Below are 21,578 nucleotides of genomic sequence, written 5' to 3' on the forward strand. Positions count from 1 at the left end.
ATAGTATGGCAAGAGGATTTGAGGTAATTAGTCAATATAGAGAATCAGATATAAAATTACCGATTCGTAAGACTGCGTTAAGTGCCGGGTATGATCTTACAATTGCCCAAGACATTACTTTACTTCCAGGAAAGGTTATCTTAGTTCCAACAGGAGTTAAAGCCTATATGGAAGAAGACGAATATCTTGGTATTCATATTCGTTCTGGTTTGGCTATTAAGCATAGCTTGAGTTTAATTAATGGGCAAGGTATTATTGATGCCGATTATTATAATAATCAGGAAAATGAGGGACATATTTTACTTCCCGTTTTTAACCAGGGATCAGAACTTGTGACAATTACCAAAGGAACCAGACTAGCCCAGGGAATTTTTTATAAGTACCTAAAAACAGATAACGATTGCGTCAATAATCTTCGTTCAGGCGGTTTTGGGAGTACAGGACAGTAACAAATGGCGATTTTTTTTCATAACTTATGCTAATTCGCCATATACATTGGTAGAAGCAGGTTAAGGAGGGCTACTGTGTATACCTGGATGACATTAGTACTGGTTGTCTTGATGGTTATGGGGTCTGTTTGGGTACGTGTTTGCCACTCTCGGATGTCCTTGGACAATATACCCTCAGTTGAGCCAAAGCCATCGCCCTTTGCTAATGCCGTACGAGATTTAGTTGCCACTGCCGGCGGCGTATATATTTCTTTGGTAATGATTGTTTCATTTTTAAAATTGGAGATACCTGAACGGATAACTGTCAGTATAATTATGTTCGATCCGCTGGCGATGACGGCTATAGTAGTGGCGGTTGTTCAACCGTTTTTTGCTAAACTATTTGATAGCAAGTAGGTGAAAGTATGCGGATAAGTGAAATGACTGGAAAAGAAGTTATTAATTTGGGAGATGGTGCGCGGTTAGGTATCGTTGGTGAGTGTGAGCTTACTTTTGACAGTCGCTCTGGTGTTATTGGTGGATTAATTCTGCCCAAAAGAAATACACTATTTAACTTTTTAGGTGACAATCAGCTAGTAACAATACCATGGCAGGCAATCAAACGCATCGGAGATGAAGTTGTTATTGTTGATTTAAATAACGCTTATGATCACATGTATTCTAGATGATCGGGAATAAAAAGTGTTGTACTTGTTAAGCCTAACATTAAACTGTATATCAGACTAATGTTAGGAGGCTTATTAATGTCAATAACGAACAATTCTACAGGTGCTATGCAAGGAAATACTGGGAAGCAGCCAACAGCTCAAACTACAGGCCAGACAGGAAACGCTTTAGTAAATAACTATGCAGGTGGTCAAGCGCAAACTGCAAATCTCCAAACACAAACTACGAGTTCTGCGGCGCAAACTAAGTCACCTGGAATGCAGGCAGGTACTACGGGAGTTAAAAGCGTAATTGGTGTATTTAATTCTCGTGATAATGCTGAGCAGGCAGTAAATGCGCTTAGAACGAAAGGCTTTACAACCGAAGAAATAAATATTGTTTCCAAAAACAAAAATCAGCAAGGCCAAGATACTGAATATGTTGAAGATGATATTACCGATGGTGCCCTAGCAGGTGGCACGTTAGGCGGTATTGGCGGTTTGCTTTTGGGAGCAGGTGCTTTAGCCATTCCTGGTGTAGGACCAGTACTAGCCGCTGGGCCAATTGCTGCCGCTTTGAGTGGGGCGGTAGCAGGCGGTATTACGGGTGGGCTTATTGATTGGGGCATTCCGGCTGAAGTAGGAAGACGCTATGAACAAGAGGTAGCACAAGGTGGAATTCTGGCAATAATCCGCTCTGATGCCGCGAAAGCGAATCAAGCAGCTCAGATCCTGCGTCAAAACGGGGCAAGAGACGTAGAAACTCATGCATTAACCTAAACATAGTTTTCACTGGAATGTCGTGGATGAATAAATAAACAGCTTTTAATATTTATTGACAATGATGGAACCTTTGGTATAGAATGTGTATAAAATGAATAAGCAACATCCTGTAAAGGATGAAGTAGAGGTGCGGGAGTCAAAAGTACTTTCAGTGAGAGTGGAATCGATGAGCTGAAAGAAAAGGGGCGACCGCCGAAGTAAGAAAGAATGCCGAATCTTCTTACTGGTCTTACATCAAATAGATTTAAGACTGTCACCATTACTTGGTGGAGTGCTATCTCATCTGGTCAGGGACGATATATATACACATATATTTTCCTAAGGTCAGAAAAATGCTGTTTTGGCAGCTGGTGAGAAATGCGCTCACCAGCTGCTTTTCTTATTAAACAGGAGGTGGATAGCGCTTGATTAGAGTGATGGTATGTGGCGCTTATGGCAAAATGGGACGGGAAGTATTGCGAGCAGTTCATAAGGACCCGCATTTAAGCGTAGTCGGAGCAGTAGATATAAATTCCGACTTTGCCGATGTAGGCGATATTATCGGCGCAGGAAAAACAGGAGTAACGGTTGGCAATGACTTAGTTACTGTTGTCAATGAAACTAAACCACAAGTTATGGTTGATTTCACTAATCCGCAATCAGTTTTAAGCAACATTAAAATTGCCATTAAAAATGGCGTCTGCCCAGTTGTGGGTACAACCGGATTAACGGAAACTGATATTGAGGATATTCGTGAGCTATGTGCAGCTTCCAAGGTTAATGCAATTATTTCACCTAATTTTTCCATAGGTGCTATTCTTATGATGAAACTTTCCCAAGAGGCCGCCAAGTATTTGCCGCATGTTGAAATTATCGAGATGCATCATGATCAAAAGCTGGATGCCCCATCTGGCACAGGTCTTAGAACCGCTGAATTAATTGCCAGTGTACGGGGAACAATGCAGCAAGGCCATCCAGATGAGAAAGAAAAACTGACTGGTGCTCGTGGCGGTGATTTGTCAGGTATTCGATTGCACAGTGTTCGACTGCCTGGCTATGTAGCTCACCAGGAAGTGATTTTCGGTGGATTAGGCCAAACCCTAACGATTCGCCATGACTCAATATCCAGAGAATCGTTTATGCCGGGAGTAGTACTGGCTTGTAAAAAAGTGCTAACTGTTGATGGGCTGATTTTTGGTCTTGAACATATAATGGGCTAAACGTTGCAAAGAACGAAGCCAACTTCAAATATATGAGCATATTTATGATTATAGAATGGGGGACTAATTTACAATGAAAAAGTATAATGTAGCAATTTTAGGGGCAACTGGAGCAGTTGGCCAAGAATTTTTAAAACTTATTGAAGAGCGCAACTTTCCGTTTAACCAATTGAAATTGTTAGCGTCTGAACGGTCTGCAGGTAAAACTATCGAATTTATGGGTAAAGACTACATTGTTGAGGAGGCGACACCCGATTCATTTAGTGATGTGCAAATTGCCTTATTTGCAGGCGGCTCAATTAGTAAAACCTTAGCACCCGAGGCTGCTAAACGCGGGGCGGTTGTCATTGATAATTCAAGTGCCTTCCGCATGGACCCGAATGTACCTTTGGTCGTGCCAGAAGTTAACCCAGAGGCCATAAAAAATCATCAAGGGATTATTGCTAACCCTAACTGTTCGACAATTATTATGGTTATGGCATTAAAGCCTGTATATGATGTGGCAAAGATTAAACGTATAGTTGTTTCTACATATCAGGCTGTTTCCGGTGCTGGCAAAGAAGGCATTGATGAACTGACTGACCAAGTTAAGGCAGTTGTAGAAAATCGTCCTGTAGAAGCTAATATTTTACCGAGCGCCAGTTTGCCCAAACATTATCAAATCGCGTTTAATCTCTTACCGCAAATAGACGTATTTGTTGAAGAGGATTATACCAAAGAAGAGATGAAAATGGTAAATGAGACTCATAAAATATTCAATGACTATAACATCGGAATAACTGCGACGACGGTGAGGGTGCCGGTATATCGCAGTCATTCTGAATCAATAAACATAGAGCTTAATAGCCCGCTGTCGCCTGAAGAAGCAAAACAAGTATTGGCTAAATTTCCTGGTGTTATTGTACAAGATAACCCGGCTGAAATGTTGTATCCTATGCCACTATATACTTCAGACAGTAATGAAGTGTTTGTTGGTCGTATTCGGGCAGACAAAACTGTGCCTTATGGATTAAATATGTGGGTTGTAGGCGATCAAATTCGCAAAGGTGCAGCGCTGAATGCTGTGCAAATAGCTGAGTATATGATTGAGCATAATTTAATTTGAGGTGTACAAAATGCGAATAATTGTCCAGAAGTTCGGGGGCACATCTGTAGCATCACCTGAAGTGCGGGAACTTGTACTGCGCAAGATTGAAAAAGCGCGGGATCAAGGCTTTAATCCGGTAGTTGTAGTTTCGGCTATGGGACGTCAGGGAGCTCCTTACGCTACAGATACACTAATCGATATTGCGCGGTCAGCCTATAAGAATATTGCTGACCGCGAGCTTGATCAGATTATGTGCTGCGGCGAAATGATCTCAGCCGTGATTATGGCCGGTACGCTGCAGGCCGCTGGTATGGACGCAGTTATGTTAACGGGAGGAAATGCGGGTATTATTACCGATGATAACTTTACTGACGCTCGTATTTCAAAATGTGATCCAACACGGATAATCAGTTATTTAAAACAGGGAAAAGTACCTGTTGTGTGTGGCTTTCAAGGTATGACGGGTGAAGGTGAATTTACTACCTTGGGACGCGGTGGCAGCGATACTAGTGCATCAGTCTTAGGCGCAGCTTTAAAGGCTGACATGATCGAAATATATACAGATGTTGAAGGCATTATGACAGCTGATCCAAGAATTGTTGAGAATGCGAAAATTCTTGATTGCATAAGTTATGGGGAAGTATGTCAACTGGCTCATCAAGGGGCTAAGGTAATACATCCCCGCGCAGTTGAAATTGCTATGCAAAAAAATATTCCCCTTGTAGTAAAATCAACATTTTCAGAAGCTCCCGGTACACTTATTACGAATATCGCCAAAGAAGACAACGATAACGTAACTGTAGTTGACCGTGTCGCCACAGGTGTAACCTATTTGACTAATATTGTTCAGGTTAAAGTTCACCTTGATGATACTATGGGAAATGATGCAAGTTTTAAGGTATTTAAGACAATGGCTGATAATGGTATTAGCGTCGATTTAATTAATATTCATCCAGGCGAGATCATGTTTACTATTAATGCTGATCAGGCCGAAAAAGCATCAATAAAACTCAAACGTCTAGGTTGTAAATTTGAAATACTAGAACATTGTGCAAAGGTATCTGTAGTTGGTGGCGGAATGCGAGAAGTACCAGGCGTGATGGCAAATTTTATTGAAGCTCTGTCTCGTAATAAAATTGCTATTCTCCAGACAGTTGATTCCCATACATCTATTTCTGTGCTTGTGCCACAAAGTGATGTTGGGGCTGCTGTAAAATCGCTTCATGAGAAATTTGGCTTATCAAATTAATAAGGGGCGAGTGTAATGAAAAATTTCGGGCAAGTCTTAACCGCAATGGTAACCCCGTTTAATGCTGACTATAGTGTGAATTATAGTGAAGTCGCTAATTTGGCGAAATATCTTGTAAATAACGGTTCTGATGGATTGGTAGTTGCAGGCAGCACTGGTGAAGCGGCTACATTAGCTACAGATGAAAAGCTGAAATTGTTCAAAGTAGTATTGGAGGCTGTAGGTGATAAGGCTACTGTCATTGCTGGCACCGGTTCAAACGATACGAGAGCTTCTATTGAATTGACTAAAGAAGCTGAAAAGATTGGTGTGCATGGCGCAATGCTTGTTGGTCCCTATTATAATAAGCCGCCGCAAGAAGGTTATTACCAGCATTTTAAAGCCATTGCGGACTCAACAACGCTGCCATTGATCGTATATAATGTTCCTGGACGTACCGCTTCTAATATGTTACCAACAACCATTGCGCGTTTGGCCGAAATTGAGAATATTGTTGCTGTTAAAGAAGCAAGCGGCAGTCTAGACCAAGTTTCTGAAATTATCCGCACAACACCTAATGACTTTTGGGTGTATAGTGGGGATGATGGGCTGACCTTACCGATCTTGTCTGTAGGTGGCTGCGGGGTAATTAGTGTGGCTGCTCATGTTGTAGGTAACCGTATGCAGGAAATGATAACCGCGTTTTTGGCTGGTGATCTGAATAAAGCGCAGGCATTACATCTTGAACTTATGCCTTTCTTTAAAGTTATCTTTGTTACTACCAATCCAATACCTATCAAAAAAGCTGTAAATATTCTTGGAATAAATGCAGGCCCAGTAAGACTGCCGTTAGTATCTCCTACAGCGAGTGAAGAGGAACAACTAAAAAATGTAATGCAGGCAATAGGCGCTTTATAATTAAATTTTTGACCGGTAGCGGGTGCTGCCGGTTTTTTTGCATGTCTAGACAATATTTGCATATAATATTCCAGAGCGAGCAGTACCACTTGTTGTCAGAGGTTGTTAAATAGGTTATAATTATTGACAAGTGGGCAGGACGGCCGGTTTTTTTATGTAGCGGTTTAATGAACGGGCGGTTAGAATTTAAGGAATACTAAATTTAAAAATTCTGGAGGTGTATGTTTTTTTGTCACGACAACCAAACAAAGTGCAGATAATTCCCTTGGGCGGGATGGGGGAAATTGGTAAAAACATGACTGTTATCCGTTACGGTGATGAGATAATAGTAATTGATTCTGGCTTGATGTTTCCCGAAGACGACATGCTTGGCATTGATCTGGTTATTCCTGATATTACCTATCTGATGGACAACCGTGATTTAGTTAAAGCAATTGTGCTGACACATGGTCATGAAGACCATATTGGGGCTTTGCCATATGTGTTAAAACAGCTGGATGTACCTGTATATGGAACTCGCTTGACGATTGGAATTTTGGAAGGACGTTTAAAAGAAAATAATGTCTCTACCAATAAATTGCAGGCTGTTAAACCAGGCGACCAAATTCAAATTGGTAATTTCAAAATAGATTTTATTCGGGTAAGCCATAGTATCGCTGACGCAGCCGCGTTAGCCATAAAGACACCCGCAGGGGTGATTGTCCATACAGGTGATTTTAAGCTTGATCAAACGCCAGTAGATGGTAAGGTTACCGATTTTCACAAATTTGCTGAGCTGGGTGATCAGGGGGTGCTAGTGCTTTTAGCCGACAGCACCAACGCCGAGCGCCCTGGTTATACGCAGAGTGAAAAATCGGTTGGTGTAACTTTTGATGAAACGTTTCGTACAGCGCGTGAACGTATTATTATTGCTTCTTTTTCGTCCAATATTCATCGAATTCAGCAGGCCATCGATACTGCCTGTAAGTATCGACGCAAGGTAGCGATACTTGGCCGGAGTATGGTCAATGTTGTTACTATTGCGCTGGAACTAGGCTATTTGAATGTACCAGAAGGCGTGATTATCAATGTTGATGAAATTAATAATTACCCAGCATCAGGAATTGTCATTTTAACAACAGGGAGCCAAGGTGAGCCAATGTCGGCACTAACCAGAATGGCTATGTCAGATCATAAAAAAGTCGAGATTATTCCGGGCGATACAGTAATTATTTCGGCTACGCCAATACCAGGTAATGAGAAGTTGGTTTCGCGCACAATAGATTTTCTTTTTAGGCAGGGAGCAGAAGTTGTGTATGAGTCAACCTCGGGGATTCACGTTTCGGGGCATGCTAGTCAAGAAGAACTTAAATTAATGCACAATCTTATACGGCCTAAGTTTTTTATCCCCGTACATGGAGAATATCGACATTTAATCAAGCATTCCCAATTGGCACAAGCATTGGGGATGTCGAAGGAAAATATTTTTATTGCTGAAAATGGGCAAACACTAGAATTTACTGCCGAAAAAGGTGCAATCACGGGAAGGGTTACTGCTGGCAATGTTTTAATAGATGGTCTCGGAGTTGGTGATGTCGGCAACATTGTGCTAAGAGATCGCCGGCAACTTTCGCAAGATGGAATATTAATTGTTGTTGTAACTATGGATAAACAGCGTGGACAAGTTGCTGCTGGGCCAGATATTGTTTCCCGCGGCTTCGTATATGTACGCGAATCTGAGCAACTAATGGATGATGCCAAAGAGCGAGTACGACAGGCTCTGGAAAAATGTGAACTTAATGGTGTAACCGAATGGGCGGCCATTAAATCAAATGTTCGCGACACGCTGGGCAAATATTTATATGAGCGTACGCGACGCCGTCCAATGATATTACCAATTATTATGGAAGTCTAATGAGGAAGCCTTGCGCCTACCTGCTGCAAAAAACAGTTTGGTAAGCCAAGGCTTTTGTTTTGTTAATTTACCACAGTATGAAATCGCTGTCATTGCCAATACTATGTAGGAAGTATTTCTTTAAAGCTTTGTAGAAAGCTAATTAGCTGGAGGGATATTCATATGATAGTTAATGATAATCCGGTAATTGCTCCTCCCGGTACTAATCCTGAAGAGCACCCAATACATCCATCTTTGCCTGAGACTTCGAAAAGAAGCAAAAAGGCCCAAAAGGCGGGCCCGACTGAAACCATTGAGGAATTAGGCGCTACTGAAGTGCCGACAGCGAAAAGCAATATTCATGTTATGACAATAATTGGTCAAATCGAAGGGCATATGGTGTTGCCGCCCCAAAATAAAACAACAAAGTATGAACATGTGATGCCGCAAATTGTGGCCATTGAACAGTCGAATGAGATTGAAGGTTTGTTACTAATACTCAATACGGTAGGTGGCGATGTCGAAGCCGGATTAGCCATTGCTGAAATGATTGCCAGTATGTCTAAGCCGACTGTTTCGATAGTATTGGGCGGTGGTCATAGTATCGGTGCACCAATTGCTGTTTCGGCAACATGTTCCTTTATTGTTGAAAGTGCAACCATGACGATTCACCCTATCCGGCTTACTGGCTTAGTAATTGGGGCACCTAGTTCATTTGATTATCTTGAAAAAATGCAAGATCGAGTCAACAAATTTGTAGTAGGACATTCAAATATCAGTGAAATGAAATGGAAGGAACTACTCTTCAAAACTGGCGAATTGTCTAGGGATATTGGTACTTCCGTAGGTGGCAGCGATGCGGTAAAATATGGATTAATTGACGAGATAGGTGGTGTATCGCAGGCCATAGATAAATTACAGGAACTGATTACTGCCCACAAAGCTCATAAAGAGGGGAAGGGGCTGAAACAGTAATGATTCTATGGACAATCGTGCCGGAAGAAATTATATTTGCAGGACAAAACCAGCCAATGCCAGCGTATGAAGAGCTTGAATACTCAGGCCAAACCGTTATGGCGGAAAAAATATCACAAAATCAATTTCGTGTTGTCCGATTGCTTACAACAGTTCCGTCTGATTATCTCCGCAGTGAATTGCAACCAGGAACAGTTATTACGTGTAAACCGGTTGCTGAAGCGCTCTCATAACCATGAGAGCGTTTTTCTTTTATAGGAACAAGTGAATAAAATAAAGGGATTTTTATTATTGCGTAGAACATGATAATGTTAGAGGTGGTATGTTTTGCCTAAATGGTTGACCCATTTAACTCCTGAATTGCGGCACGAATTGGTTGGCATTACCCTGGTTACAGGAGGAATTTTAGCGTTAATCAGCCTGATGGGTTTAAATGCTGGTCCGTTCGGGTCATTTATAGCCAAGATACTCAAATATACTTTTGGAATTGGTGCTGTAGCTGTACCTTTGGTTTTTTTTATAGTTGGTCTGAAGTACATTGTGGCAAAAAGCTCCATTGTTTATTCAGTTAAGTTCTGGGGGGTTCTACTTTTATATTTTGTAGTTTTAGCAATTTATCATCATATTAGAATTCCGGTTGGACAGGAAATACTGCCTGAAAGTTTGGTGGCAGGCGGGGGATTAACTGGCGGGATGACGCTTTTTTCATTGCGTAAACTACTAGGGGTGCATGGTTCAATTATTGTACTCTCCGCATTGCTGCTTTGCGCAGTACTGATGACTACAACGTGGTCGTTGGCAGAAACGCTAGTCCATGCCCAAAACAAGGCCGTGGAGAGTATGTCTTCCGCAAGGGAAGCTATTGCTGCGTCAGCAGAAACACTTTTTTCAGAGCAAGAAGACATAAAAAGTCAATCAGCATTTTATGACCAACAACGGGATGCTAAGCCTGAATTTACTAGACAGAAGCCAAAAAAAGAAAGCAGTACCCCTACTGATAATGGTGAGTCAGTTGTGCAGCAGCTGCAGACTCCGGTCTTTGCAGTAGCTAACGAGGTAATTACTGATAGTAATACCGATTATAGATTACCGCCCATGTCGTTATTGAAAAAACCCAATCGTCCACGTATAACCAAAGTACCCAAAGAAGTTGCCGACAATGCACGGATACTTGAACAGACGCTTGATAGCTTTGGGGTTAGTGCCAGAGTTATTAATACTTGCCAGGGACCGACAGTTACTCGTTACGAGCTAGAGCCAGCTCCGGGTGTAAAAGTAAGTAAAATAGTTAACCTAGCAGACGACTTATCTTTAAAATTGGCATCCTCAGGAGTGCGGATTGAGGCTCCTATTCCTGGTAAAGCGGCCATAGGTATTGAAGTTCCCAATAAAGAATTATCTGGTGTTGCCCTGCGGGATGTTTTGGAAACTGACGAGTTTCAGCGTACTTCTTCTTGTTTGAGTGTGGCTCTAGGCAAAGACATTGCCGGGCAGCCAATTGTTGCAGACCTAGCGAAGATGCCGCATTTATTAGTTGCTGGTGCAACTGGGTCAGGAAAAAGCGTTTGCATTAATACGTTTATCACAAGTATATTATTTAAAGCACGCCCAGACGAAGTTAAATTGGTGCTTATTGATCCCAAGATGGTGGAGTTATCAAGTTATAATGGTATACCACATTTGTTAACTCCTGTAGTAACTGATGCCAAGAAAGCAGCCTCAGCCTTAAACTGGGCGGTTCAGGAGATGGAACGCCGCTATGAAGTTTTTGCTACTGCGGGGGTGCGGGATATCACCCGTTATAATGAACTTAATACTGATGGGCGGCTTCCATTAATTTTGATTATTATTGATGAACTTGCTGATTTAATGATGGTAGCGCCTGTTGATGTTGAGGATGCTATTTGTCGACTGGCGCAAAAAGCAAGGGCCGCAGGATTACACTTAGTTCTTGCCACACAGCGTCCTTCTGTTGATGTTATCACAGGAACGATCAAGGCGAATGTGCCTTCACGTATTTCCTTTGCTGTTTCATCACAGGTTGATTCACGAACTGTTTTAGATATGGCGGGGGCTGAAAAGCTGTTAGGAAAGGGTGATATGCTATTTTATCCTGTAGGAGCTTCTAAACCTATTAGGGTCCAGGGGGCTTTTATTGCTGACAATGAGGTCGAAGATTTGGTAGTCTATATCAAAGAACAAGCTGTACCTGAATATAATGATGGTATAACTACTGTTGAAACTGGAAACGCCAGTAAAGAAGATCCAACTCATTTTGAGGATGAACTTTTAGAAGATGCCGTGCGCATGGTACTTGAAACAGGTCAAGCCTCTGTGTCAATGCTGCAACGCAAATTTCGTATTGGATATACGCGGGCGGCAAGGCTGATTGATACTATGGAAGAAATGCAAATCGTTGGTCCTAATATTGGTAGTAAAGCACGAGAAATAATTATGACAGCAGAACAAGTTTATTCTCGATATTTCAAAAATTAAATCGCTTTTATGCTTATAGCATTTTATGACAGGGCAGAATAGTAGTGGTGATTCATATTGGACAATATAATTAGTGTAACAGAAGCTGTGAAATTAGAGACGGTTATTATAGATGTGCGTTCACCTGCAGAATATGCAGGCGGGCATATTCCTGGTGCCGTAAACATCCCAATCTTTAATGATGATGAACGGGCTGAAGTTGGAACTATCTATAGACAAGTTAGTGTTGAAGATGCTAAAAATCTTGGGCTATCTTTTGTTTCGGCAAAATTGCCGAATATCATTGAGCAAATTCGCCAGCTTAGCCAAAAAGAACGAAACGTTATTGTATATTGCTGGCGAGGGGGAATGCGTTCTAAATCAATCGTAAACGTGCTGGAAATGATGGGAGTTCCAGCTGTACAGCTGGTGGGCGGATATAAAGCGTACCGTCAATATGTTTTGGACAGGTTGAAACAATTTGAAGTAAAACCGACAATAATAGTTCTTTGTGGTTCGACAGGAACAGGAAAAACATTGCTTTTAAAGCAATTAGCTAAACGCAATATCCCGGTAATTGACCTGGAGCGTTTAGCGAATCATCGTGGATCAGTTTTTGGACAAATAGGTCTAGGCAGGTCAGCAACAGCGCAAAATTTTGATGCGAATTTACTAAAAGAGCTTGATGCGCTAAATAAGCAGCCGTATATAATAGTTGAATGTGAAAGCAAACGTATTGGTAATGTATATCTACCTGAATGTCTATTTAGCGCTATGCAGCAGGGCAAAAAGCTACTGGTATCTGCTAGTCTTGAAATAAGGGCAGATCGATTGATAGCAGAATATCTCGATGTTTACCATGATAACAAAGATGCAATAGTCGGTAGTATTACGTCATTACGCCGCCGACTAGGCAATGCAAAAACCGATAAGTTGATAAATGAATTTAATGCAGGGCAAATTCGAGCGGTTGTTAAGACCTTGCTTGTAGAATATTATGATCCAATGTACGGTTATGAGAAAGTTAGTAGTACAGACGACTATGATGCAGCGATAAATGCTGATAATATGGAGCAAGCGATAGAAATGATAATCCAATACTTACAACAGTTGGGGAGGTAGTTGTTTTGCAAACAGTAGGGGAATCTTTGCGCGCTGAACGTTTAAAAAAAGCCTTATCAATTAAAGATGTTGAAAGTGCTATAAGTATTAGGGCGCTGTATCTTAACGCTATTGAAGAGGGTAACTATGATATTATCCCCGGTGAAGTGTATTTAAGAGGGTTTATCCGTAACTACGCTGCCTTTTTGGGGCTTGATCCTCAAGCAATAATGGAGTTATATCGCCAAAATAAAGAGCAGACAAATGATAATGCACTTACCGAGGCGCAGCAACAGCAAGTTGTAGAACCAGTAAAAAAAACATCTCCAAGTGCTGGAAACGCCGGTGCCAAGAACCGTGGCTTGACGAAATGGCTCACGGTAGCAGCCTTGGCAGCTGTCATAGTAGCTGGAGTAACTTGGTGGACATCAAGTAGCCATCAACCTGCCCCGGTAGCGCCACCTTCTGCAGACCAGCAACAACAGGCCAAGGGGCAGCAGGGTTCTCAGCCGACTCCACCGGCTCAATCGGCAGCTCCCGCAAATTCGGCAAGCAAAGTGATTGTAACTGCTAAATATAGTGCTCCGTGTTGGACACAAATAATAGCAGACGATAAAGAGATATATGAAGGTACCCCTAAAAATGGTCAATCGATAACTTGGGAAGCCGCGAATAAACTGTCAGTTAAATTTGGCAATGCCGGGGTTGTGGATTTAATGTATAACGGCAGCCCAGTGGGTAAAATTGGTGGTAATGGTGAAGTCGTGGTCAAAACATTTACACTGACAGGAATTACACAGTAGGAATGAGGTAAATCTAGCAACATGACAAACTTTTTACCAATGACCAAGGAGGATATGGCTAAACGAGGCTGGGAGCAGTTGGACTTTCTTTTTATAAGCGGAGATGCTTATGTTGACCATCCCAGCTTTGGTCCTGCAATTATTGGCAGGTTGCTGGAAAAGTACGGGTATAAAGTTGGGATAATTGCTCAGCCTGATTGGCGTTCGACGGCTGATTTTAAACGCTTAGGTAAGCCGCGGTTAGGAATATTAGTCTCAGCTGGCAACCTTGATTCTATGCTTAATAAATACACGGCAGCCAAAAAATACCGCAGTACAGATAACTATTCGCCCGGGGGGCAGGCTGGACTAAGACCGGAGCGGGCAACAATCGTTTATTGCAATAGAATAAAGGAAATTTGGAAGCATACGCCGCTTATTATTGGTGGGATCGAAGCTAGTTTAAGAAGATTTGCTCATTATGATTATTGGTCAGATAGCGTGCGACGATCAATTCTGATTGATAGTAGAGCGGATTTGTTGATTTATGGTATGGGCGAAAGCCAGATTAAAGAGTTAGCCGCGCAATTATCTGCCGGCATACCTATTGAAAATATCAGGGATATACCAGGAACGTGTTATCCTACAGAATCACTAGACCATTTGTGGGACTATATCAAAACACCGAGTTATCAAGATGTTACTGCAAATAAGGTGCAGTTTGCGGAAGCTTTTAAAACCCAATACTTAGAGCAGGATGCTATTCGAGGCAAAACGATAGTGCAGGGGCATGGGGAAAACTATGTAGTGCAGAACCCACCTGCTATGCCGCTTTCCACTGCAGATATGGATGAAATATATGATTTACCTTATCAGCGTACGTATCATCCTTCGTATATAGCAGCTGGCGGTGTTCCAGCTATTCAGGAGATTAAGTTTAGTATTGTTAGTCATCGGGGTTGCTATGGGAGTTGTTCTTTTTGTGCTTTATATGCCCATCAGGGGAGAATGATCCAAAGTCGTAGCCAGGAATCAATAGTGCGCGAAGCTGGTCAAATCGTGCAGCTACCTGATTTTAAGGGGTATATCCATGATGTCGGGGGTCCTACAGCTAATTTTCGTCAACCTGCCTGTGAGCAGCAAGCAGAAAGAGGAACTTGTCGCGGCAAGCAATGCCTATTTCCTAATGCCTGCAAGAGTTTAAACACCAGCCATCATGACTATTTGGAATTACTTAGAGCAATTCGACAAATTCCAGGGATAAAAAAGGTATTTGTTCGGTCAGGACTGCGTTACGATTATCTGTTAGCTGCCAATGATATGGAATTTTTACGAGAATTATGTGAGCACCATGTTAGTGGTCAGCTAAAGGTCGCTCCTGAACATATTTCACAAAAAGTTACAAATTTAATGGGTAAGTCTGGTAAAAATACATATTTAAAATTTAAAAAAGCGTATGAACAAATTAATATTGAGTTGGGTAAGAAACAGTATTTAGTACCTTACTTTATGTCCAGCCATCCGGGAGCTGGACTAAAAGAAGCTATTGAAATGGCTGAATTTCTTCGTGATACCAGCTATCGCCCAGAGCAAGTACAGGATTTTATTCCAACTCCGGGAAGTTTATCAACATGCATGTACTATACGGGAATGCACCCATTGACTGGGGAAAAAGTCTATGTTGCCAAGAATCCCCATGACAAAAGGCTGCAACGGGCGTTGTTGCAATACCGTGATCCTAAAAACTACAATCTTGTCTATGAAGCACTTAGTAACGCAGGCCGACAGGATTTAATTGGATATGAACCTAACTGTTTAATCCGGCCACCCCGTAATAAGCAGCCTAATACTGACGTGAAAAAAGAAAAAATGTTGAATAAGACTCGAAGCGTAAAGTCTTCCAGAAATAAAGGAACAAAAAAGAAGCCTAGATAAAACTTAGGCTTCTTTTTTGAGACCAAATGCGCGCCGACAGTCATTTGATACAAGGTATATGGCAATTAAACCATGTGGGACAAGGGTTATAATCCCCATGGTTACGCTATAACCAAACATGATTACAAGGCCGATTATTACAAATAATATCGATAAAACTAACTCAAACATGCGAGCCCAACGTTTAAGCTGGAATAACCCAAAAGCTGGAATAGCATATAGCAGCAGAGCAACAAAAGAATTAAAGGCAGCAGTAGGGTTATTATTTACCATTCCATCGTAGATGCCAAATACATTACCAAGAGCAATAATCAGCAAAAATAGTATGACAATAATTAGGCGGGTGGTCAAATCCGGGTGAAGAAAAGATAACGATGAGGGCTTTTCTGTCAAAGTGAAACACTCCTTTCATACCCTTAATTCTAGCATAAGGCGCTATTTTTTAAAATAAGTTATATTTTCTGCATAGCAGGGATTAGGACTTGCATAAAGAAGAAATAAAAGTTATAGTATATATGTTTGCCGTAGTTGTTAATTATAGTAACTATTCCGCAGTAAAGAAAGATCGACCATGGGGGTAAAGTATGAAACGTTATCTACCATTATTAGTAATGTCATTTATGGTGGTACTATTGATTACAGGTGCTACGTACCTTATCGGTTATGCAGGAAAACAAGATAAAAGCAGTTTACCAATGGTTTCTGTTTATACCACCCTGCCGATTGAGCAGGTAGAAGTATTAGCTCAAGAATACGAAAGGGTCGCAAAGGTCAGAGTTACTATTACACCGCTTACGGAAAGAGATTTGCTTAGTCGACTAACAGAAGAATCAAGACTTCCGCAAGCAGATATTATTCTTGCTAACCGTAAAACATTAAAGCAGGCGCGAAACAATGCAATACTGATACCGTACCAATCAGAATACACTGATATAATACCAAATAGATTTCAGGATACTGACGGCTATTGGGTAGGCGTTTGGTATGATCCTGTAATTTTTGCAATCAATCGGGATTATCTGAATGTAACTATGAAAAAACCTTCCAAATGGTCTGATTTGCCGTCAGACGCTAACCAGAGATTGGGGTTGACCGATTTTCTAGCAGCAGATGCTGCTGCTAATCTTTTATATACGCTAGTTGCAGCTAATGGCGAGCAGCCAACATTAGACTTTCTTAAAAAAATTCATCCACAGGTTGTGCAGTATGCCAAATTTTTGGCGACACCAGCGCGAATGGCTAGCATGGGAGAGGTTGATCTAGCCATATCTGTGCATAGTGAAGCTATGCGTTATGTTAAAGATGGTTTTCCTGTACAAATTATTTATCCTGAGGAGGGAACCGCATTTTTATTGACAGGGGTAGGCTTAGTTAGAGGCGCTGCTCACACGGTTGAGGCAAAACAGTTTATTGATTGGCTTACTCAGGAGGATGCGCTTTCAATTATGGCTCAACATAAATTTTATTTTATGCCGACCAACTCAGAAACACCAACGTATCGAGAATATGCCACTAAAAATTTAAAGCTGCTGGACAATCATGATATGTATTCTCCTGAACAGCAGCGCAAAATATTAGATAAATGGGTACAACAAGCACGTTTGGGGATAAAGTAAGAAACACATCATCTATCTGCAAAATTCTTTAACATGTTGTATATAGAATAATTTGGTCATCAGATAAATTAGGAGGAGCACGTAATGCTTACAGTAGGATTTGTTAGTTTAGGCTGTGCCAAAAACCTTGTCGATACTGAGATAATGTTAGGGATTTTGGCTGATAATAATATTCATATTACTGATAATCCTCAGGATGCTGAACTATTAGTTATTAATACCTGTGGGTTCATAGATTCTGCGAAAGAGGAATCTATCTCAACCATTATGCAGATGGCTGAGTATAAAAAAGATGGTAAATGTCGGGGTGTTATCGTAGCTGGCTGCTTAGGCCAGCGTTACCAACAGGAATTATTAGATGAACTACCGGAAATATCCGCGATTGTTGGGACCGGTGCGTGGCATCGTATTATGGAAGCAGTTAATGCTGTACTAGCTGGTGAACGGGTTTTGCTTATTGGTGAAACAGATACACTATATGATGAAACTATGCCGCGAATTACAACTACTCCAGCTTATAGCGCTTATGTAAAGATTGCGGAAGGATGCAGCAACTGCTGCTCCTATTGTGTGATTCCGCTGGTGCGTGGCAAATACCGAAGTCGTCCAATAGAATCAATAGTAAAAGAAGTAAAAAAACTTACTGAGCAGGGAGTAAAAGAAATCAACCTTATTGCTCAGGATACAACAAGCTATGGGCGCGATCGTTACGATGAGCCACAACTAATGAATCTGCTTAAAGAACTGGTTAAAATTGAAGGCGTTTTTTGGATTCGATTGCTCTATTGTTATCCTAAATACTTTAATGAAGAACTTATTGAATTTATTGCCACTGAGCCGAAGATTTGTAACTACATTGATCTGCCGCTGCAACACGCTGATGACGAAATACTGTCGGCTATGAATCGTCGTGACACACGATCTGATATTGAAAAACTACTGACGAAAATTCGCGCTGTTATTCCTGGGGTAACCATTCGCACTTCATTTATTGTTGGTTTTCCTGGTGAGACAGATAACCATTTTGAGTCATTAAAAACCTTTTTGCTTGAGCAAAAGTTTGAGCGAGTGGGAATATTTACGTATTCCCAAGAAGAGGATACACCTGCTGGTGTTATGGAAAATCAAGTACCTGACAGTGTCAAAGAGGAACGCTATCATGAACTGATGTCCTTGCAATGCCAAATTTCTGAAGAGTTAAATCATGATATGGAAGGGAAACTGCTGACAATATTAATTGAGGGATATAACCAAGAACAGCCTAGTGTGGCCTTTGGCAGATCGTACCGGGAGGCGCCGGGTGTCGACGGCTGTATTTATGTAGAAAACGCTATGGGTTTGTTGCCTGGAGATATTGTCCAGGCAGAAGTTGTACAAGGCTTCACCTATGATTTATTGGCCGAAAGGAAGTAAGCGTAGCTGCACATAATAATAGAATGCAAGCTTAAAAATAGTAGAGGCTGTCAAGCTCTGCTTTTTTTTGTTAAAGTTTAAGTAATATCTAAGTGATTTTTTGCTAAAATTCAACAATCGAAAGGAATTACCAATTTGTAACGCGAATGAAATAATGTTAGGAGGGAATCAGCTATATGATTATTGAATTAATAAATACTGGAACTGAACTGCTTTTGGGACAAATCGTAAATACTAATGCACCATTTTTAGCAGCCCGCTTAAATGAGCTAGGTTTTAGCGTATTATATCAGACTACGGTTGGTGATAACCGGGATAGAATGAAAAATGTTTTGCAAACAGCATTAGAACGGGCCAACATCGTTATAACAAGTGGCGGGCTAGGGCCTACACAAGGAGATATAACTAAAGAAGTAACTGCTTCACTGCTTAATAAGCCAATGTATTTGCACGAAGATAGTGCTACGCAAATACAGCGTTTCTTTGACGAGCGCCGCTTGTGTATGACAAATAACAACTTACGGCAGGCTATGATGCCTGAAGGCGCACAAATTGTTAAAAATACTTGTGGTACAGCGCCAGGGGTTATTATTGAAGAAGAGACGACCGGAAAAATAATTATAAATTTGCCAGGTCCGCCGCATGAACTAGCGGAAATGTTTGAGAAATCAATTGTTCCATACCTTGCTGAACGATTTGGACTTCAAGGCGCGATCGTGTCAAGGGTTCTCCGGACATATGGACTAGGAGAATCGGCCTTAGAAGAAAGAATTAAGCAGTATATTTCAAACCAATCGAATCCAACATTGGCGTTACTTGCCAGAAATGGTGAAATTCATGTGCGGATCACTGCCCGCGCCGCTAGTGAAGCGGAGTCAATGCAATTAATTAATGAACTCGAAGGAAAAATTCACCCGCTATTAGACGAATATGTTTTTGGTATTGATGAAGAAACTATGGAAAAGTCTGTAGGTAACTTACTTTTATCCAAAAAATTAACAATAGCATTGGCTGAATCTTGTACTGGGGGACTTGTTACTAGTCGTATTACTGACGTTCCGGGTAGTTCACAGTATCTGGTAGGATCAATAGTATGTTATAGTAATGCTGTTAAAACACTGCAAGTCGGTGTCCCAGCAGAAATAATCGCCGCCAAAGGCGCGGTAAGTCAAGAGACGGCTGAATGCATGGCCCAAGGCATTAAAGAAAAATTTCAAACAGGTATAGGTGTTGGCATCACAGGTATTGCTGGTCCGGATGGAGCAACTGCGGATAAGCCGGTAGGTCTTGTTTATATTGCGATTGATGGTTTGGCAGGAAAAGTGTGTTATGAGCATTACTTTAATGGAACACGTGCTGACATAAAACACCGGACAGCATTAGCTGCACTTAATCATGTAAGGCATTATTTGCTTACTATATAGGGAGGTTTTATAGTGAAAGAAACAGTAACTTTATTTGGGAATATCTCTTTAAGTAAAAAAACGGCGGCAGCTATAACTGAAATGGGATTTGAAGAACCTTCGCCGATTCAAAACCAAACAATTCCGCTGGTTTTGGCAGGACACGATGTTTTGGGGCAAGCACAGACAGGTACAGGGAAAACAGCTGCTTTTGGTATACCCATTATGGAGCGGATAACTGAAATAAAACAAATTCAGGCACTAGTATTAACACCTACGAGAGAACTGGCTATCCAGGTATCAGAGGAATTGGCTAAAATTGGCAAATTTAAACGAATAAAGACATTACCGATTTATGGTGGTCAGGCTATAGACCGACAGATTAGAACCCTAAAATCAGGTGTCCAAGTAGTTGTTGGAACTCCAGGACGGCTCTTAGATCATATTCGCAGGAATACCATTAGGCTAGATAATGTAAAAATGCTGATTCTTGATGAAGCAGATGAGATGCTGGATATGGGTTTTGTTGACGATCTCGAAAGTATCCTGCAGCATGTTCCTGGTGAACGGCAAACTTTGCTGTTTTCGGCTACTATGCCAACAGAAATAATGGGTTTAGCCAATAAATATATGAAGGATAGAGTAACGGTAACGATTAGTAAAGAACAATTGACAGTGCCGCTTACTGATCAAATATATTATGAAACCAGAGATAAGCTTGACGGTTTATGCCGAGTCCTTGATTCTGAGACTGTCGGCAGAGTAATTATTTTTTGTCGGACCAAAAGAGGTGTTGACGATTTAGTTGTTTCACTGTCGGCACGCGGCTACATCTCAGATGGTTTGCATGGAGACCTAAGTCAGGCACAACGAGACCGAGTTATGAAGAAATTCCGGGATGGCAAATTAGATATACTTATTGCTACTGATGTAGCAGCGCGTGGACTGGATATTGATCATATAACTCATGTTATCAACTATGATATTCCGCAAGATCCGGAATCCTATGTTCATCGCATTGGCCGTACTGGGCGGGCTGGCAATAAAGGGGTAGCAATTACCTTTATTCAACCGCGTGAATATCGACAGTTAAAACTTATCGAAAAAGAAGTAAAAACGCGTATTTTACGGCGGCAACTGCCGTCTCCGGCAGACATCCTTGAACGGCAGACTGAGGTTATTAAAAAGCAACTTACACAGACCATCGCTGGAGGCAGTTTTGATGCGTACAGCAGCATTGTTGCTGATTTAGCGGCTGACTATGATCCAATTGATCTTGCTGCAGCTGCACTGAAGCTTTTTCAAGAAGGCTATAAAGAGCAAGCTGTTATTGAAAAGACCAACTTCGGCAATACCGGTGCCGAGCCCGGCATGGTACGGCTGTTTATTAATGCTGGACGAGCGCAAAAGATTCAGCCACAAGATATTGTTCGTACTATCGCGGAAGAGGCCGATATTGAGGGCAGCATTATTGGAGTAATAAATATCTATGATAAATTCACTTTTGTGGAAGTGCCGGAAAGTGTCGCAGAACGAGTATTGTCTGTCATGAATAAGAACATGATCAAAGGTTATCGCATTAATATTGAACCAGCAAAAGGACGCTAGATATAGTATAAATATGAACTTTACCACGATCTTATTATTGACAAAACGAACAAATGTTTGTATAATGTGCTTATAGTTGTCGGGGAGGT

General features: G+C 41.3%; 20 protein-coding genes and 1 riboswitch. Of the genes, 19 read left to right on the forward strand and 1 reads right to left on the reverse strand.

All coding sequences use genetic code 11. From position 1 onward, the window contains the following. Nucleotides 1–5: 5 nt before the first annotated feature. The 15 genes from ACZ449_RS06065 (at nt 6) to ACZ449_RS06135 (ending at nt 15,449) form a co-directional block, all read left to right on the forward strand. Entirely contained in the window at nt 6–449 is a 444-nt protein-coding gene (locus ACZ449_RS06065; RefSeq protein ID WP_464260155.1) for a dCTP deaminase/dUTPase family protein, read from the forward strand. Nucleotides 450–524: 75 nt separating this feature from the next. Continuing rightward, the gene (locus ACZ449_RS06070; RefSeq protein ID WP_464260156.1) at nt 525–845 is read left to right on the forward strand and encodes a hypothetical protein; all 321 of its coding nucleotides are present in this window, start codon (nt 525–527) and stop codon (nt 843–845) included. A gap of 8 nt (nt 846–853) precedes the next feature. Beyond that, nucleotides 854–1,117 (forward strand): YlmC/YmxH family sporulation protein, encoded by a 264-nt coding sequence (locus tag ACZ449_RS06075; protein ID WP_464260157.1) that lies wholly within the window; start codon nt 854–856, stop codon nt 1,115–1,117. A gap of 75 nt (nt 1,118–1,192) precedes the next feature. After that, nucleotides 1,193–1,873, forward strand: a complete 681-nt coding sequence (locus ACZ449_RS06080) for a general stress protein (RefSeq protein ID WP_464260158.1) — start codon at nt 1,193–1,195, stop codon at nt 1,871–1,873. 117 nt (nt 1,874–1,990) lie between these two features. After that, nucleotides 1,991–2,161, forward strand: a riboswitch (Lysine riboswitch). 119 nt (nt 2,162–2,280) lie between these two features. Then, a complete protein-coding gene (dapB, locus tag ACZ449_RS06085) occupies nt 2,281–3,075 on the forward strand; it encodes a 4-hydroxy-tetrahydrodipicolinate reductase (RefSeq protein WP_464260159.1) in 795 nt (264 codons plus the stop codon). A 73-nt stretch (nt 3,076–3,148) separates the two neighbouring features. After that, nucleotides 3,149–4,180, forward strand: coding sequence for an aspartate-semialdehyde dehydrogenase (locus ACZ449_RS06090; RefSeq protein WP_464260160.1), 1,032 nt, complete (start codon nt 3,149–3,151; stop codon nt 4,178–4,180). A 10-nt stretch (nt 4,181–4,190) separates the two neighbouring features. Continuing rightward, the gene (gene dapG, locus ACZ449_RS06095; protein ID WP_464260161.1) at nt 4,191–5,411 is read left to right on the forward strand and encodes an aspartate kinase; all 1,221 of its coding nucleotides are present in this window, start codon (nt 4,191–4,193) and stop codon (nt 5,409–5,411) included. Nucleotides 5,412–5,426: 15 nt separating this feature from the next. Next, nucleotides 5,427–6,308, forward strand: a complete 882-nt coding sequence (gene dapA, locus ACZ449_RS06100; RefSeq protein ID WP_464260162.1) for a 4-hydroxy-tetrahydrodipicolinate synthase — start codon at nt 5,427–5,429, stop codon at nt 6,306–6,308. A 274-nt stretch (nt 6,309–6,582) separates the two neighbouring features. Continuing rightward, a complete protein-coding gene (locus tag ACZ449_RS06105) occupies nt 6,583–8,202 on the forward strand; it encodes a ribonuclease J (protein WP_464261824.1) in 1,620 nt (539 codons plus the stop codon). Between the two features lie 162 nt (nt 8,203–8,364). Then, the gene (locus tag ACZ449_RS06110; RefSeq protein WP_464260163.1) at nt 8,365–9,156 is read left to right on the forward strand and encodes a ClpP family protease; all 792 of its coding nucleotides are present in this window, start codon (nt 8,365–8,367) and stop codon (nt 9,154–9,156) included. Next, nucleotides 9,156–9,389 carry a YlzJ-like family protein gene (locus ACZ449_RS06115; protein ID WP_464260164.1) on the forward strand — a complete coding sequence of 78 codons (234 nt, stop codon included), beginning with the start codon at nt 9,156–9,158 and terminating at the stop codon, nt 9,387–9,389. Before ACZ449_RS06110 ends, ACZ449_RS06115 begins: the two co-directional genes overlap by 1 nt. 94 nt (nt 9,390–9,483) lie before the next feature. Then, nucleotides 9,484–11,652: an FtsK/SpoIIIE family DNA translocase gene (locus ACZ449_RS06120; protein WP_464260165.1), complete on the forward strand. Its 2,169-nt coding sequence runs from the start codon at nt 9,484–9,486 to the stop codon at nt 11,650–11,652. Between the two features lie 57 nt (nt 11,653–11,709). Continuing rightward, entirely contained in the window at nt 11,710–12,753 is a 1,044-nt protein-coding gene (gene mnmH, locus ACZ449_RS06125) for a tRNA 2-selenouridine(34) synthase MnmH (protein WP_464260166.1), read from the forward strand. Between the two features lie 5 nt (nt 12,754–12,758). Continuing rightward, nucleotides 12,759–13,535, forward strand: a complete 777-nt coding sequence (locus ACZ449_RS06130; RefSeq protein ID WP_464260167.1) for a helix-turn-helix domain-containing protein — start codon at nt 12,759–12,761, stop codon at nt 13,533–13,535. A 21-nt stretch (nt 13,536–13,556) separates the two neighbouring features. Then, on the forward strand, nt 13,557–15,449 hold the full coding sequence (locus ACZ449_RS06135) for a YgiQ family radical SAM protein (RefSeq protein WP_464260168.1): 1,893 nt from the start codon (nt 13,557–13,559) through the stop codon (nt 15,447–15,449). A 3-nt stretch (nt 15,450–15,452) separates the two neighbouring features. Here the strand turns inward: ACZ449_RS06135 and ACZ449_RS06140 are convergent, their stop codons facing one another. Beyond that, nucleotides 15,453–15,842, reverse strand: a complete 390-nt coding sequence (locus tag ACZ449_RS06140) for a hypothetical protein (protein ID WP_464260169.1) — start codon at nt 15,840–15,842, stop codon at nt 15,453–15,455. Nucleotides 15,843–16,033: 191 nt separating this feature from the next. Between ACZ449_RS06140 and ACZ449_RS06145 the strand changes: the two genes are divergently transcribed. The 4 genes from ACZ449_RS06145 (at nt 16,034) to ACZ449_RS06160 (ending at nt 21,489) form a co-directional block, all read left to right on the forward strand. Then, the gene (locus ACZ449_RS06145) at nt 16,034–17,065 is read left to right on the forward strand and encodes an ABC transporter substrate-binding protein (RefSeq protein ID WP_464260170.1); all 1,032 of its coding nucleotides are present in this window, start codon (nt 16,034–16,036) and stop codon (nt 17,063–17,065) included. An 84-nt stretch (nt 17,066–17,149) separates the two neighbouring features. Continuing rightward, the gene (gene rimO / locus ACZ449_RS06150; protein WP_464260171.1) at nt 17,150–18,478 is read left to right on the forward strand and encodes a 30S ribosomal protein S12 methylthiotransferase RimO; all 1,329 of its coding nucleotides are present in this window, start codon (nt 17,150–17,152) and stop codon (nt 18,476–18,478) included. A 176-nt stretch (nt 18,479–18,654) separates the two neighbouring features. Further along, nucleotides 18,655–19,902, forward strand: a complete 1,248-nt coding sequence (locus tag ACZ449_RS06155; RefSeq protein WP_464260172.1) for a competence/damage-inducible protein A — start codon at nt 18,655–18,657, stop codon at nt 19,900–19,902. A 12-nt stretch (nt 19,903–19,914) separates the two neighbouring features. Then, nucleotides 19,915–21,489: a DEAD/DEAH box helicase gene (locus ACZ449_RS06160; protein ID WP_464260173.1), complete on the forward strand. Its 1,575-nt coding sequence runs from the start codon at nt 19,915–19,917 to the stop codon at nt 21,487–21,489. Nucleotides 21,490–21,578 lie beyond the last annotated feature (89 nt).

The organism is Desulfosporomusa polytropa, from assembly GCF_055380075.1.